Source organism: Aequorivita sp. IT1282 (assembly GCF_058068205.1).
In genome coordinates, this window is record NZ_JBYRHR010000002.1 from 415,199 (window position 1) to 431,245 (window position 16,047).

16 protein-coding genes are annotated in these 16,047 nt (G+C 36.6%); 2 read left to right on the top strand and 14 right to left on the bottom strand.

Annotation, left to right across the window (positions count from 1 at the left end; genetic code table 11):
* Positions 1-175: 175 nt before the first annotated feature.
* The 14 genes from AC3RVG_RS05775 to AC3RVG_RS05840 all read right to left on the bottom strand — a co-directional run bounded on the left by AC3RVG_RS05775 (position 176) and on the right by AC3RVG_RS05840 (position 13,535).
* Positions 176-1,753, bottom strand: coding sequence for a hypothetical protein (locus tag AC3RVG_RS05775; RefSeq protein WP_489690488.1), 1,578 nt, complete (start codon positions 1,751-1,753; stop codon positions 176-178).
* 67 nt (positions 1,754-1,820) lie between these two features.
* Positions 1,821-2,603: an enoyl-CoA hydratase/isomerase family protein gene (locus tag AC3RVG_RS05780; RefSeq protein WP_489690489.1), complete on the bottom strand. Its 783-nt coding sequence runs from the start codon at positions 2,601-2,603 to the stop codon at positions 1,821-1,823.
* 159 nt (positions 2,604-2,762) lie between these two features.
* The gene (locus AC3RVG_RS05785; RefSeq protein ID WP_489690490.1) at positions 2,763-4,220 is read right to left on the bottom strand and encodes a sensor histidine kinase; all 1,458 of its coding nucleotides are present in this window, start codon (positions 4,218-4,220) and stop codon (positions 2,763-2,765) included.
* Between the two features lie 69 nt (positions 4,221-4,289).
* Positions 4,290-4,838 (bottom strand): CopD family protein, encoded by a 549-nt coding sequence (locus AC3RVG_RS05790; RefSeq protein WP_489690491.1) that lies wholly within the window; start codon positions 4,836-4,838, stop codon positions 4,290-4,292.
* A 17-nt stretch (positions 4,839-4,855) separates the two neighbouring features.
* The gene (locus AC3RVG_RS05795) at positions 4,856-5,191 is read right to left on the bottom strand and encodes a type II toxin-antitoxin system RelE/ParE family toxin (RefSeq protein ID WP_489690492.1); all 336 of its coding nucleotides are present in this window, start codon (positions 5,189-5,191) and stop codon (positions 4,856-4,858) included.
* A complete protein-coding gene (locus AC3RVG_RS05800) occupies positions 5,136-5,420 on the bottom strand; it encodes a hypothetical protein (RefSeq protein ID WP_489690493.1) in 285 nt (94 codons plus the stop codon). Before AC3RVG_RS05800 ends, AC3RVG_RS05795 begins: the two co-directional genes overlap by 56 nt.
* A gap of 29 nt (positions 5,421-5,449) precedes the next feature.
* Positions 5,450-6,532, bottom strand: a complete 1,083-nt coding sequence (locus AC3RVG_RS05805; protein WP_489690494.1) for a T9SS type A sorting domain-containing protein — start codon at positions 6,530-6,532, stop codon at positions 5,450-5,452.
* A gap of 141 nt (positions 6,533-6,673) precedes the next feature.
* Positions 6,674-7,573 (bottom strand): DUF6252 domain-containing protein, encoded by a 900-nt coding sequence (locus tag AC3RVG_RS05810; protein WP_489690495.1) that lies wholly within the window; start codon positions 7,571-7,573, stop codon positions 6,674-6,676.
* 125 nt (positions 7,574-7,698) lie between these two features.
* Positions 7,699-9,036 (bottom strand): MATE family efflux transporter, encoded by a 1,338-nt coding sequence (locus tag AC3RVG_RS05815; RefSeq protein ID WP_489690496.1) that lies wholly within the window; start codon positions 9,034-9,036, stop codon positions 7,699-7,701.
* 76 nt (positions 9,037-9,112) lie between these two features.
* Positions 9,113-10,150, bottom strand: a complete 1,038-nt coding sequence (gene hemH / locus AC3RVG_RS05820; protein WP_489690497.1) for a ferrochelatase — start codon at positions 10,148-10,150, stop codon at positions 9,113-9,115.
* A gap of 263 nt (positions 10,151-10,413) precedes the next feature.
* Positions 10,414-11,046, bottom strand: coding sequence for a nitroreductase family protein (locus AC3RVG_RS05825; RefSeq protein ID WP_489690498.1), 633 nt, complete (start codon positions 11,044-11,046; stop codon positions 10,414-10,416).
* Positions 11,047-11,057: 11 nt separating this feature from the next.
* Positions 11,058-11,864 (bottom strand): type 1 glutamine amidotransferase domain-containing protein, encoded by an 807-nt coding sequence (locus AC3RVG_RS05830; protein WP_489690499.1) that lies wholly within the window; start codon positions 11,862-11,864, stop codon positions 11,058-11,060.
* A gap of 127 nt (positions 11,865-11,991) precedes the next feature.
* Positions 11,992-12,576, bottom strand: coding sequence for a Crp/Fnr family transcriptional regulator (locus AC3RVG_RS05835; protein WP_489690500.1), 585 nt, complete (start codon positions 12,574-12,576; stop codon positions 11,992-11,994).
* 68 nt (positions 12,577-12,644) lie between these two features.
* The gene (locus tag AC3RVG_RS05840; RefSeq protein WP_489690501.1) at positions 12,645-13,535 is read right to left on the bottom strand and encodes an AraC family transcriptional regulator; all 891 of its coding nucleotides are present in this window, start codon (positions 13,533-13,535) and stop codon (positions 12,645-12,647) included.
* Between the two features lie 299 nt (positions 13,536-13,834).
* Here AC3RVG_RS05840 and hemA point away from each other — a divergent pair, with 299 nt between their 5' ends.
* Entirely contained in the window at positions 13,835-15,097 is a 1,263-nt protein-coding gene (gene hemA / locus AC3RVG_RS05845) for a glutamyl-tRNA reductase (protein ID WP_489690502.1), read from the top strand.
* 2 nt (positions 15,098-15,099) lie between these two features.
* Positions 15,100-16,047 (top strand): hydroxymethylbilane synthase, encoded by a 948-nt coding sequence (gene hemC, locus AC3RVG_RS05850; protein ID WP_489690503.1) that lies wholly within the window; start codon positions 15,100-15,102, stop codon positions 16,045-16,047.

Here is a 16,047-nt window from a genome sequence, read left to right on the forward strand (position 1 = left end):
AAGAGCTTTAAATGAAACAATTTAGAATTAAAAAGCTAATTTCACCATCATTAGTTTGTTATTGCTTTCGGCATTTCAAGAAATAAAAGAGCCCTTCGAATTCTCGAAAGGCTCTTTTGCTTTAATATTTATACTCAGACTGTATTTGTAAAAAACAGTATTCAAAGAATTTATTTTACTGAATATTTAATTTCAGAAATTGCTTTTTAGATTTTTTTCTTCCTATAAAAACCATTTCGCTACCATCTAAGGCAGTATGAATACCCTGTTTCACGAAATAAGAAACATCAGAATCATCCGAATCTACAATATTCTTAAAGGTGTAATTTCCGTCTTTATCAATTTTTATAGCGTACAGATTGGCTTTTTTCATATTGCCTTGTTTAAACTCGATACGGTCGTTGCTAATCTTTCTTATTTTATCTGAACAATTGATAAAAAGATAGGTGTCGTCACCGATTACAGAAGAGGTGAACGACAAATATTCAATTACTGCACCCGAGGTTGATTGCCGTTTATTGATGTTTCGTGCCCACAACAACTCGCCATCGCGGCTCATTTTTACGGAAACAATATCATTAAAATGGTAAACTGTAGTAGTACTCATTCCTCCATTAGGACTTGAATGCGTATGTACGGTGATGTAAAACTCCTCTGCGTTCAGCACGATATCTTCTTTATCGTTAATAAATGCACTTCTAAAGCTTAGGTCTTTAAGTTCCTTGTCTTTTACTTTCCCGTATTTATCTTTAATAAAATCTTCAGAAAATGGCATATAACTTTGCTTCGTAATTGCAAGGGTTTCAGGATCTAAATTAAAACGACAAACTCCTTTGTAGCGATGATCATTTTTTTCGGAATAAAAACCCGCACAGCTAATGCTATTTTTGCCACGCACGGTGAATAGGGAGCCGATAAAGTTTTCATCGGGTGAAAAACTCACGCTTTTTTCATCTGTAGCTGTAATTTTGTGAAGTTCGTAGTTATAGTTTGCCTTGCCTTTCTTTTTTGATCTGGTAGAATTATTTTCAAACACTTTTCCCAGTAAATAAATATTTCCCGTTTCATCGTCAACGTCTATATTTTCGTACTGAAAAAGCCTGTCTTTTATATCTCTTTTAAATTCCCGATCAAAAACCGGATTAAAATCTTTGTCGTAAACATACAGCCGCTGTGTTTGGGCTTCTTTATCTTTTATGTCGAAATTCACACAAAAGAAATTCTTTTTCGCTGAAAAAGTAACTTCGCCAAAAGGATTGGAATCCATTTGGTCGAAACCATTACTGATAAAAAAAACGCTGAGACCAATACCAAAATATTTTTTCACTTCGTCTTCACTCAAATAAAAAAGCGTTCTTTTTTGAAAATCGAAACTGCTCAGCGAACTTTCAAGAATATTGAAATTAAAAGTGTCTGCCTTTTTATCGTGCAAGGTTTCTAAAATAAATACAGTCCCATTATTTATCATGAGACCTTTTATTTCGTTATTGTCAATTTCAAGCTCCGTTTCCTTTACTTGATTTAAATTAGCGTCATAATGGTCAATATAGTACCCTTTTGGCATTTGAAGCATGCCACCTCTGTATTGACGAATTGTAATGAAGCCTCCCTGCCCATCGCTTTCGGAGTAAAGGAGCGTGGTGTTTTTCTTATCGTCCTTAAAAATATCGCTTGTAATTGCCTTTATTGAAATATCTTGGGCGTAGGTAAGAGATGAACCTATAAAAATTAAAAGAAGTAGTATTTTTTTCATTGATGGTTAGATTTGGTTAAAAGATTGCCAAAGTACAAAACCAAATCAGATTACCAACTAAAAAGTTCTATCGCCCAGGGAAATCAGCCTTCCTTTTATGAAGAAACGCCTGAGTTCCTTCTTTAAAATCCTCAGTACCAAAGCAATTGCCAAATTCTTCAATCTCAATATTAAATCCGTTTTCGCCATCTTCATAATTTGCATTGATGGCTTTTATTGCTGAAGCGATAGCAACGGAAGAGTTTTTCATGATTTTTCCTGCTAATTTTTCTGCAAATTCAAGAAGTTCCTCTTGCTTTGTAACGTGGTTTACTAAACCATACTGAAGTGCTTGATTTGCATCTATCATTCCGGCGGTCATAATCATTTCCATGGCGCGGCCTTTGCCTACCAATTGGGGTAAACGTTGAGTGCCTCCGTAACCAGGAATAACGCCTAGCGAAACTTCGGGAAGTCCCATTTTTGCGTTATCGGAAGCAATACGGAAGTGAGCCGCCATTGCCAATTCCAATCCGCCACCAAGCGCAAAACCATTTACAGCTGCAATAACGGGTGTAGAAAGATGAGCTACAAAATCGAAAAGTAATTCTTGTCCTTTTGCCGCTAGTTTCGCACCTTCTTCTTCCGAAAAATCTGCAAATTCGCTAATATCTGCGCCAGCAACAAAAGCTTTTTCGCCGCTCCCGGTAATGATAATCACTTTTGTTTTCGAAGAATCGTCTGCTTCTTCAAATGCATCGCGCAATTCCTTGATTGTATCGCGGTTTAGTGCGTTTAGTTTTGAGGGACGGTTAATGGTAATTGTAGTAATTGCACCGTTTGTTTCAGAAAGTATATTTTCGTATTTCATTTTGTATTTTTTTTGATATTTTATGTGCTCTTTTTACCACGAATACTCGAATAATATGTCAAGTCGAGCGCAGTCGAGACCTAATATATTATATGAAGTTCAAAGAAATTGATGCTTCGCCGTTTCGTGAGTGGTAACTTCACAAAGCTACTAAAAACCTTAAAGTATTGTAGGAAATGAAACTTTAAAAGTGGTTTTTTCTTCTGATGAATCAAGTGTTATTGAGCCGCCGTAAGTTTCAACAATATTTTTTACCATTCCAAGACCAAGTCCCATTCCACTATTTTTTGTTGTGAATTGCGGTTCAAAAATACTCGTCCTATTTTCTTCGGGAACCCCAATACCATTATCGGTAACTGAAATATGTATCATCGTATTTTCAATTTTTACGATTACATCAATTCTTGGTTCTGTAGGGTTTTTCTGTTCAATAGATTGAATACTATTTTTCACCAAATTGGTTACCACACGAATTAACTGCGTTCTGTCAAAACGAGCGCGAATCGTGTCTTCTTCCGAAAAGAAATAAATATAATCTTCATTAAAAATATCTAGCGCCAGCTTGCTTATTTTAACCACATTTAGCGTTTCATCCTGCTGTGCCGGCATTTTTGCATAGGTAGAAAATGCTGATGCAATAGAGCTTAAAGTATCTATTTGCTGAAGCAGCGTACTTGTATATTCCGCCATTTTATTATCGATATCGGCATCGGCACAATCAAATTTTCGTTGAAAACTTTGTACCGTAAGTCGCATTGGCGTCAATGGATTTTTAATTTCGTGCGCCACTTGTTTTGCCATTTCGCGCCATGCTGTTTCGCGCTCGCTGACTGCAAGTTGGGCGGCACTTTTTTCGAGCTCGTCTATCATCTGATTATAACTATTTATCAAAACAGCTATTTCTTGGGGTGTATCGCTAATGTAGATTTTCTTATTGCGAGTGTCAAAACGGGTTTCAGAAAGTTTATCGCTTATTTCCTTTAACGAACGAGTAATGTATTTTGAAAGAAAATAGGACATTATGGTTGCAACTAGCAACATAAAAAAGTAAGCTATACCAAGCCTATACATGTATTCGGTAAGTTCTTTGGTAATAAAACCGTCATCTTCAATATACGGCAAATTGAGTATTGCCAACGGTTTAAAATAGCTATCCGTAATGTAAGTGTAAGACGATTGGTATTCTTGCCCATCTTCCTCAAACTCTTTTATATAGCTTTTTGTAGGCGAATTTTGAAGTTCGCTAAGCGCGTTCTCGTTTATCTTTGGCGAAGCGGGTTCCTTAAAAAACGAAGGTTTTGATGATTTTAAAAGATTACCGTTAAGATCGTAAAGAAAAATTTCGAGACCGTGAATATCTTTTATTTCGTAGATTTTATCCTTAAATATTAGCGGTATTTGCTCCGTTTCAACTGGATATGTCGTTGTTTTTAATATGTAATTTATGTTTTCGCGAATAGCGGCTTCTTTCCGTAACAAGCGATCGCGGTGATAATCTTGCGCTTCTTCTTTATATTGATAAACGGTAACAATAGCAATAAGCACCGATGCTCCTAAAACTAAAAGGAACAGGGATAAAAATATACGAGTGCGAAGTGATTTTTTGTAAAAGTACATTTACATGATTTTGAAGAAAGAAAGATAGCAATAATTAAACCGCTTTAATTCTGAATTCTGAATTCAGAATTATGAATTTTTTTTCTCTCGAATTCTTTTATAGATTTTATAACCCATCATCAGTAAGATGGCAAAAACGATAATTCCGACTGTTCCATAAATCCAGTTTGTTCCATCTTTTAGAATCACTAAAAAAACCACGGCAAATAGAATGATAGTGGGCACTTCGTTAAAAAGACGCATATAGTTTGATGTATGTTTCACCACACCGTTTTGAAGTTCTTTAAAAATTTGGTGACACTTAAATTGGTAGATTACTAACACCACAACGAAAACCAGTTTTACTTGCATCCAAGCATCGGCAAGAAAAAAAGTGCGCATGCCAAGCAGCCAAATTCCAAAAATAAGCGCCAAAATCATACTTGGCCATGTAATGATATTCCATAAACGAGAAGCCATTATTTTAAGTTGGGCGCCCAAAATTTCTTTGTCGGGAGAAGGTTTTTGGGAGGCTTCAATTTGATAGACGAAAAGGCGGACAATATAAAAAAGCCCGGCAAACCATGTGATTACAAATATTAAATGAAGAGATTTTATATAGGGATAGTATGCTTCCATAAATGGTAAAGGTAAACTTATTTTGGTTTCTGGTTTGGATTTCGGTTAGTGTGGAAAATAGAGGAAATAATTATTAATTCTTCAATGCAAGAATAAATTATCAGATGCGGAAAACGTTTCATTACTATTTCATAAAAACCATTTTTATTCTTTTTAAACAAATATGGGTTTTGCTTAATTCGTTCTATTTCGTTTTGCAATTCTAAGGAGAAAAGCCTTCCAAAACCTTTTCTACGGACTTCGTAAAATTTCTTGACTTCCAAAATTTCTCTTCTTGCTCGAAGAAGCAGTACTATTTTATAACTCTTCAAACAATTCCTTTTTAAATTCTTCCCAAGAAACCGCTGTTGCATTTCCTTTTAAGAAATCTTCCAATTCAGCTTTCAGCAAATCATAATGCTCTTGGGGGACATTAGAAGTATATTCTGTTTTGTATCCAGTGTCAGCCTCATTTACTTTTGAATTATCGTATTGCGAAGGTGGTGGCCCCACTAAAAGCAGCAATGCTTCCAACAATAAATCGTTGTTTTGGCAATTTTCAATTTCTGAAATCAGCGCTTTTTTTAGGTCTTCGGTTTTCATGGCATTTTCCTTTTCGATTTACAAAAGAACTATTTTTTAATGAATTTTTTGGTGATGTTTCCTTCGGAAGAAGTAATAGTTATAAAATACATTCCCGCTTTTAATGCTGAAACGTCTATTTCATTCGAAATCATATTTTTCGTTGAATTTATTATTCTTCCGTTAATATCTGAAATTGAAAAAGATTCGAAATCATTAGTAGCCGATTGAAGAATCAATTTATTTTGGGCTGGATTTGGATAAATCTTCAAATTGGCCAAACTATTTTCATTGACCGATAATAATTGATTGGAGAAATAGGAAATAAAACCTGCATAGGTTTCATACTCAAAATATTCTACCCCATCGGTGCCCGTATATAAAGTACAACCCATAGGTGGATTTCTATACATCAGATCAAACAATGCATATTCCACTGGTCCCGGTGGGCAATTGCTCTCATCTTGTTGGTAGTTTTGAGATTGTAATTTAAACTCATAATCTTCCCCATTTCCCAAAATAAGATCCCCGCTTATTAAGGCACAACTTTCAATGCCCGTATAGGTAAAATCTGGGTTTATGGTAAATTGTGGCGGATTAGGACCACTATAATAAACCCGATCGCCTAAATCTGCTTCCGTCATATACAGATACCAAGTTTTAAATAACCTTGCATCCGGTACTGGGGCTGGTTCTGTACTAAAATATGCCCAATTAAAATCTGCATCCCTTAGTGATAAGTATTTATAACCGTTTCTCTCGTTATAATTATATGTGAAGGTTTTGGGTTCATGGGTTGGAGTGGTTAAAATTTCATAGAAATAAAGGTCTTCATAATAACAATTAGGTTCTACGCATTCATGTAGGGTAACGCCACTGGAATGTAGTGTCAATGAATTACCGTTAAAATTTGCTTCAGCATTCAACATATTAAATATTCCACTAGCTTCCACATAATAATCGCCGGAAGTATCATAAATGGTTAGATTCGGGGATTCTCCATTTGGGGTAAAATAAAGATCGTCGGTTTCAATAAATTTAAGATTGAAAGTCTCATTCAACATGCCAGTAGGCTGGGCAAATGAAGTCAGGACTGAAAAACCAATAGTGAAGAGAAGTAAAACATTTTTCATAACTGAAAGATTAGTAATTAAATATACTAAAATTTCACCTTTACTCGACAAGTGATTTCCGTATCTGTTTTTTCAGATTTCGTGCAAATAAAAAAGCAATGGGAAGTCCCATTGCTTTTTAAAAAATAGACAGTTATTTTTTTATTGAATTTCTGCAGAAAAACTTCCAGCGGTTATTTCATACGTAACGTCTGGGTCATTTGGATCCAAACGTTTTGCAGTAAAACTGAATGTACCCTCAACGGTTCCTGCATTAAGGTCGATGGCCGTGATAGTCAAAGTGCCAGTTTCTGCGGCATAATTGTTTGTTGCTCCTCCCAAACTTGGGTTATACATACCCACAAAGTCTGAAGCAGCACTATACGTCCCGACAGTTAATTGGTCTGAAAAACTTAATGAAAGATTTTGATGTGTGGTATTGTTGTTTGCAGATATAACGATGTTTGTATCTCCTCCAAAAGTAATTTCCAAGGCAGTAACACTGTCAGCATTCAAATCATTCCCGTCAACTTTTGCTACAAGCGTACTGTTGCCGCCAGCAATTGTAGTTGCAAGTGTAATATTATTGAATGCCCCATCAGTGATTTCAACAGTTTCAGTAATAATTACACCATTACCATCTACTGAATCGCGAATAGCTCTAAAACTAAATGTGCCACTAACGGTTTCATTGTCTAAATCTATATTGGTAATATTGATTGTTCCACTTCCTCCTTCGGCAACCGAACCATAAGCGTTTTCACCAGCTATCATATAAACAGCACCACTTTGGGCATTTCCATCTGGGCCCAAATCAAAAGTACCTTCTTCAGCATTAGACACGGATATCACGATGGTTTCTCCAGTTGAAGGCTTTATTGCGGTAATATTAAATGTTCCATTATAAAGAGTGGCGCCCACTTGGGTTGAAGCTTTAAATTCGTTGCCATCAACTTTTGCAACCAATTCTCCGTTTGCTGCACCATTATTATCGCTAGAATCATCATCACTACTACAAGCAACGGCTAGTAAAGTTATGAAGGCAATAAGGCTAAATTTCATCAATTGTTTTTTCATGATTTATTTTTAAGGTTTTTACGAATCGATAAATATAGTATTTTATCCTATATAAGATTGTTGCTAAAAATGAATAGAGGAAAGTTAATTTAAATGCTAGAAATAGCAAGTTATACCAACGTCTTTCGAATTTCCTTATTCAAAAAATAACCGGTTACAATGGTTGAAAGAATATCGGCCGCCGGAAAAGAAATCCAAACACCCAATTCACCAAAATAATACGGAAGAATAAAAATTAACGGAATAAAGAAAAATCCTTGTCGCGTTAAAGTGAGCAGCAACGCGGGAACAGCTTTCCCAATAGCCTGAAAATACGCCGAGCCAATTAACTGAATTGCAATAACCGGGGTTGCTGCAAATACCCAACGCATATAATGGGGTGTTTCAGAAAGGATGGCGGGATCATTAGTAAATATTGATACAATGGCTTCGGGGAAACTCATAATTACAATAAAAATAACAAGTCCCAAACCACCTGCGTATAGAATTGCTTTGTTGATGCTTTCGCGAACGCGAGTAAACTGGTGTGCGCCGTAATTGTAACCTGCAATCGGTAAAAATCCTTGGGTAACACCTAAAACAGGAAAGAGTGCAAACATCAACATTCGGGCGATAATTCCATAAGATGCTACGGAAGATTCTCCACCAATATCGAACAAAATATTATTCATTAAAAGATAAGTAACACTCACTACAGCTTGTCTGGCAAGGGTTACAAAACCGAGGGCAGACATTTCCTTTAAAATGGGTAAATCGAGTCCGAAATGTGGCAGTCGTATTTGCAGTTCAGACTTACCGCTTAAAAAGAAGTAAAGCACATACAGAAAACACAGACCGTAAGAAACAGTCGTAGCCCAAGCGGCGCCGGCCATTCCCATATCAAAATGATATATAAGAATGTAATCTAAAATAAGGTTCCCTACCGACGGAATAATCATGGCAATCATCGCGAACTTTGGTTTCCCTTCGGCGCGAATTACATTGTTGCCCATCATACAAAGTGCCAAAAGTGGCACTCCATAAAGTACAATACGGTAATAAATTTTTGCGGGTTCAAAGATGTCGCCCTTTCCACCAAAGGCAGGAATAAGTTCGTTTATAAATATTAAACCGAAAACTACCATTGCCGTAGAAAGCAACAGCGTTAAAGTAATTTGATTTCCGAAGGTTTTTAAAGCGCGATCTTTATTACCAGCACCCAATGCTCGCGAAATCATAGAAGAACCACCAATACCAATAGCCATTCCCAGCGCAGCAATAAAGAATGAAACCGGCAAAACCACATTGATTGCGGCAATAGCGATGGAACCAATCCAGTTGCCCACAAAAATGGTGTCCACCAAAATATTCAGCGACATCACTAAAATACCAATGGAAGCTGGTACAGCTTGTTTTATCAAAAGGCTACCGATGGGTTCGGTGCCGAGGGCCGCTGATTTATTATTCATTGTTTATTATTATTTTCTATTTCTTTCAAATTAAATTTTACCCTAATAAAAAATAACAATAGATAATTCTTAATAATTAAGCAATTGCAGTTTTTACATCCACGATGCGCCATTGATCTATCCAGCCAGTTACAACTTGTGCCCAGTCATCGCGGTCGTTTAAACACGGGATTACTGTAAAATCTTTACCGCCTGCTTCGTGAAAAATTTCTTGACCTTCCATCGCAATTTCTTCCAAAGTTTCTAAGCAATCGCTTACAAAAGCTGGGGTTACAATTGCCATTTTCTTAACGCCGGTTAATCCCATACGTTCAATAGTTCTATCTGTTGGCGGCTTTAACCATGGGTCAAAACCTAAACGCGATTGAAAGGAAGTGGAGTAGGTTCCAGCTTGTAAATTCAACTTTGCTGCAACTAATTCAGTGGTTTTTAAACATTGATGGCGATAGCAAAACTCGTGTGCCGGAGATTCCGTGATACAGCAGCTGCCGTCAATTTTACAATGACTTTTTGTAATGTCGCGCTTATAAATGTGTCTTTCTGGAACACCGTGATAACTAAACAAAAGATGTTCGTAGTCCAGGCCTTCTAGTTTTTCTCCAATACTTTTGGAAAGTACTTCAATGTATTCTGGTTTGTTGTAAAAAGCGGTAAGCGAAGTAATTTTAAGCTGAGGAAAAAATTCATTTTTAAGTTCTTCAACTCTCACATCAATAGTTTCGGTAGTTGCCATTGCGAACTGCGGATACAATGGAATAGTTAACACTTCATCTACGCCTTGATCCACCAATTCCTGCAACCCTTTTTTAAGAGTCATGCTGCCATAACGCATTGCCAAAGCAACGGGTACAGTTGTTTTTTCTTGAATTTTTTTCTGAAGTCTTTCTGAAAGTACAATTAATGGCGAGCCTTCGTCCCACCAGATTTTTTGGTAAGCTTCGGCAGATTTTTTAGGGCGCGTATTTAAGATAATTCCGCGAACGATAAAAGCACGAAGCATAAACGGCACGTCGATTACCCGAGGGTCCATCAAAAATTCATCTAAATATTTTTTAACATCTTTAGGATCGGTGCTGTCTGGCGAGCCGAGATTTACTAGGAGTACTCCTTTCATAAGGGCAAAATTTTAAAGAAACAAAATTACTCTTTTAAAGTTGAACCTTCAAAAGGTGAAGCGGTATTTAAAACTATAAGCGTATTGTTAAAATTTATATTTTGTAATCTATTATTTTCTAGAACAAACAAAACCCCCAACATTTTCTTTCTCAAGGAAAAGCGGGGGTTTCACGAAGGAACAATCTAATAAATCTATTAACTAAAAATGTATCTAATCAAAAATTCAATCGTACTCAACCTAAACTAATTATTAACTCAACTCTAATTTAATTCTGTAATAAAATCGGCTTTCGGAGTGCGCACTTTTTTCATATTTACCAACCAGTCTTCCGCTTCATCGCGATAGCCCAGAGTTAAAATTAAAGCACTTTTCAATCCTTGTTCTTTTAAGCCTAATAATTCATCTACTGCTTCGGGAGTAAATCCTTCCATCGGCGTTGCATCTACTTTTTGCTCGGCTGCTGCTGCAATTGCCATCGCGAAAGAAATGTAAGCCTGTTTTGCAGCGTGATTTGCATGCCAGTCATCACTTAATGGTTCATACAAGCCCCAAAGTTTTTCCTTGTAAGCATCCATTGTTTCTGGAGGTAAGCCGCGTTGTTCCAAAGTGTATTCGAAAACAGATTCTATTCTGTCTAAAGTATACCCGTCCCAAGCTGCAAACACCAATACGTGCGAAGCATCCAAAATCTGACTTTGATCCCAAGCCACAGGTTTAATTTTCTGCAGAAGGTCTTTGTTTGTGATTACAAATATTTTATAAGGCTGAAGCCCAGAGGAGGAAGGAGCTAATCGTGCAGCTTCCAATATATAATCTAATTTATCTTGCGGAATGGTTTTGCCATTCATCTTCTTTGCGGCGTAACGCCACTTTAAATCTTCTATTAAATTCATAAGTGAATTTTCTATTGTTGGTTATTTAATTTTTCTAATAATTTTTCGGCAACCAGTTCAGAAGAAGCTGGGTTTTGACCAGTAATTAATAGACCATCTTCTACGGCGTACACTGCCCAATCATCACCTTTAGAATAAATACCGCCATTTTCTTTCAGCATATCTTCTACTAAAAATGGAACAACATCTGTTAGTTGCACGGCTTCTTCTTCACTATTAGTGAAACCTGTAACTTTTTTGCCTTTTACTAATGGAGTACCATCTGTATTTTTTGTGTTTTTAAACACTGCTGGAGCGTGACAAACTGCTGCAACTGGCTTGTTATTTTTATAGAAAGATTCAATAAGTGCAATGGAGTTTTTGTCTTCTGCTAAATCCCACAACGGACCGTGACCTCCTGGGTAGAAAACTGCGTCGAAATCTGCTTGATCAACCGTTTCTAACTTTACGGTATTGGCAAGAATTTTTTGAGTTTCTTTGTCATTATTATAACGTTCAGTTGCTGGTGTTTGTGCATCTTCTGTTTCACTATTTGGATCTATCGGTGGTTGCCCTCCTTTAGGCGAAGCAATAGTAATTTCAACACCTTTATCCTTTAATAAGTAATAAGGTGCAGCAAATTCTTCTATCCAAAATCCTGTTTTTTCACCCGTGTTTCCTAATTCTGAATGGCTTGTTAATACAAATAATACCTTTTTCATCTTTTCTTCTTTTAATGTTTTTGTTTCTTCATCTGTAGGTTTGTTTTCTTGTGAGTTTCCACAAGAAGCAACCAAAGCGGCGATTATCACCGTTAGAAATATCAATTTTTGTTTCATACTGAATAGTTTAGCGTGCAATTTTTCTAGTAGTGCAGCGTATAACATGCTGCTTTTGCAATGCCTTTTTTAATTGAAACAAAGTTACGCTGTATAAACCACAAAAAAATTGACCTATGGTAATAAACTACCCTTGAACCAGTTCTTTACGAATACGGCTAAGACTTTGAGTTGTTATGCCCAGATAGGAAGCAATATGGTAGTTTTTAACGTTTTGCTCAATGTTGGGGTAGGTGTGAATGAAATTTAAATAACGCTCGGAGGCAGATTGCGCTAAGTTGGAAATAATTCTTTTTTGAAAAGAAGCGAAGGCGCGCTCCATCTTTTTACGGAAGTAGGATTCAAGATGCGGCATGGCATCATAAAGCATTTCCATGTCTTGTTTTGAAATTTTGAATAGAGTTGCATCTTGAATGCACTCAATATGCATTACGGCAGTGCTGCTGTTAAAGAAGGCGGTATAATCGCTAATCCACCAATCTGCAATCGCGAATTGCACGGTGTGTTCTTTTCCTTCTGGATCTATATAATATGTACGCATACATCCACTAACCACAAAATATTGATCATAAACCTGCTGTCCTGCTTCTAAAAGAAGGCTGTGTTTGGGAAGTTGTAATTTTTTAAAAGTGCGCGCTAAAAGCTGGCTTTCTTCGGGGGTGAAGGTAAGGTCTTTAAAAATGATGGATATAATTTCAGTTTCGGGTGTCATGAATGGAGTTGGAAATGTAAAAATACGCTAAAGATGAGACATGAGTAATTGGTAGTACTTTGTAAATACTATGCATTCAACCCCATCAAAAACTTTTTGGGCGTAGTGCCAAACCTCTTTTTAAATGCAGCAATAAAATGGCTCGAGGTGCTATAGCCCACTTTTAATCCCACTTCGTTTACATTGTGCGATCCTGTTGCTAAAAGTTGGCGCGCCACTTCCATTTTATAATCGAATAAAAAACTGAAAACGGAATCGCCATAAATTTGTTTAAAACCTTCTTTTAGGCGGTTTATAGGCAAGTTTATTTCGTCTGCTAATTCTTGCAGCGTGGGTGGTTCTGCCATTCTCGCAATCATTATTTCTTTTGCCTTTTTTATTTTAACCACATTGTCTTCGTCTGCTAAAAACGGACATTGTTCCACATCTGCATCTGCGGGCCGGTTGAAATACAAACTCAGTAATTCGTAGGCTTTCGCTTTAAAATACAGTGGTTTTATTGTTGGATGCAGGTTGTAATTCATCAATTGGTTGAGCACAATTGCCATAGATGGCGAAATGCGACCATCTTTATAATATTTCCGGTCTTTGTTTTCTTCACTTAAAAAAGTAATATAATTTGCTTCAGTAGAAAAAAGACTGTGAAATTTATTGATAGGAAGCAAAACAGAAATCACCCAAGAATGCTTTTCCAGCATAATGTTCATGGGCAAATCGCGCTGTGGATTATAGAGTAGTAGCGAGTTTTCTTCAGTAATTGGAAGCGTGTAACTGCCTTCATTAAAAAGAAAGGATGCGGCTCCTTTTATACAAAAGTGAAACTGAATGAAAGTAGAGCTCACCTCGCGCATAAAAGTTTGATTTTCATCACTTTCGTTGTTGAATTTTAAGATAAAAAACCCTGGTTCAATTTTGGTTTCTTCGTAAAAACTTTGAGCGACATTTTTATGTAATTCCATAGTGCATTTAAATTGATTTTATTTAGAATAGTTCTAAATAAAACATAACTTTTGTAGGTCGGGAACCGCGAATTTAGGGCATATGTATGATAAATATCAGTTTTCGACCATTTTTAACTAACACCGACATAAAAGATACCGCTGGCGTTATTTTTTAAAAAACAATGCGCTTACATTTGCTCAGTTTTTAAATATAATGTCAACCAATAAATTATAAATTAACCAAAAGGAGTGTTTTAGACATTGCATTCCGAATTAGAACGTCTGAAAAGCATTCTCATTTCTCAAATATATTGTTGATGAAAAATAACTTGAAGTCATATTCTGGGGAATCACTCGAAGGTAATTTTTATGCCATCGGGCTCAACTACAAAAAGGCCGATGCTGAAATTCGTGGTCATTTCAGTATTAATGATATAGCAAAAGAAAAAATATTATTGCAAGCTAAGGCAGATGGAATTCCAACCCTATCTGTAATTTCCACTTGCAACCGTACAGAATTATACGGTTTTGCACAGCATCCATACCAACTTATAAAATTACTTTGCGAACACACCAACGGCACCGTTGAAGAGTTTGAAAAAGTAGCTTATATTTATAAAAACCACGACGCTGTGTCGCATCTTTTTACTGTAGGCACCGGACTTGACAGTCAGATTTTAGGCGATTTTGAAATTATTAGTCAGTTGCGAAATGCTTTTCGCGAATCTAAAAAGCACGATATTATCAATCCATTTATGGAGAGACTTGCAAATGCGGTTATTCAGGCTAGCAAGCGAATAAAAAATGAAACTGGAATTTCTTCGGGTGCAACTTCGGTGAGTTTTGCTGCCGTACAATACATTATGGCTCGTGTGCCTTACATTTCTGAAAAAAATATCTTGCTTTTCGGAACTGGGAAAATTGGCAGAAATACTTGCGAAAATTTAATTAAGCACACTAAAAACGACCATATTACTTTAATAAACCGCACCAAAGAAAAGGCTGAAAAAGTTGCGGGTAAATTTAACTTAATCGTTAAAGACTACGCCGATATTCAAAGTGAAATTGCACAATCTGATGTGCTAATAGTAGCAACTGGAGCGCAGCAACCTACTATTTCAAAAGAATTACTGTATCTAAAAAGACCATTGCTAATTATAGATCTTTCAATTCCTAAAAACGTTTCTGAAGATGTTTTGGAGAATGAATTGGTGACATTAGTACATATGGATCATCTTTCTGCGGTAACAGACCAAACGTTAGAACAACGTGCGGCGCAATTGCCTTTAGCGAAAAAAATTATTGCTGAAATTGAAAAGGAATTCAACCAATGGGCAGATCACAGAAAATATGCGCCAACCATAAATGCATTAAAGAATAAACTTGTTGAAATTAAAGCAGGTGAAATAGACTATCAACGTAAAAAAATTGATGGTTTTAATGAGGAGCAAGCCGAAATAATTAGCGACCGCCTTATTCAAAAAATTACTACTCACTTCGCTAATCACTTAAAGGGCGAAGAAGGTTCCGCCGAAAGTATAGAACTCATAAGAAGAGTTTTCCAACTTCAAACAGCCTAATCTTGAAAAGAACAATTAGAATTGGTACTCGCGATAGTCAACTTGCACTTTGGCAAGCTAACACTGTAAAATCAAAACTTGAAGATTTAGGGTATAACACGCAACTCGTGCCCGTAAAATCTGTTGGCGATTTAGTGCTAGATACGCCCTTATATGAAATGGGCATCACTGGTATTTTCACCAAAACCTTAGATGTGGCAATGATCAATGGCACAGTAGACATAGCTGTTCACAGCATGAAAGATGTGCCTACGCAATTGCCAAATGGAATTGTACAAACGGCAGTTTTGGAACGCGCTTCTTCAGAAGATATTTTAGTAAGCAGCAGCGAAGAAATGGATTATGAAATGCCAAACACTATTGCCACGGGTAGCTTAAGACGACAGGCGCAATGGCTTCATAGATATCCAAATCATAAAGTTGTGGATTTACGCGGAAACGTTAACACGCGACTACAGAAGTTAAAAGATAATGACTGGGCTGGAGCAATTTTTGCAAAAGCCGGAATGGAACGCTTAGGTTTTATAGACGGGGAGTATATTAAAAGCTCCGATTTTGAAGGTAAAGCAACTATTTTAAACTGGATGCTTCCAGCGCCAGCACAGGGCGCAATGGTAATTGTAGCTTTAGAAAATGATGATTTCTGCAAAGAAGCCACTTTAAAATTAAATATTTTTACTGCCGAAATTTGCACCCATATTGAGCGTGAATTCTTGAGAACCTTAGAAGGCGGATGCTCTGCACCTATTGGCGCTTTCGCCGAAATAATAGGCGATGAGATCCTCTTTAAAGGATGTCTTTTCTCTTTAGATGGGCAGACAAAACTAGAAATTGAAAAGACAGTTTTAACTTCAAATTACAAAGGTTTCGGGAAGGATTGTGCCTTGCAAATTCTAAAAAGGGGCGGGAGTGAATTGATGGCGCAAATTAAATCGCAGATCAGCAACTAA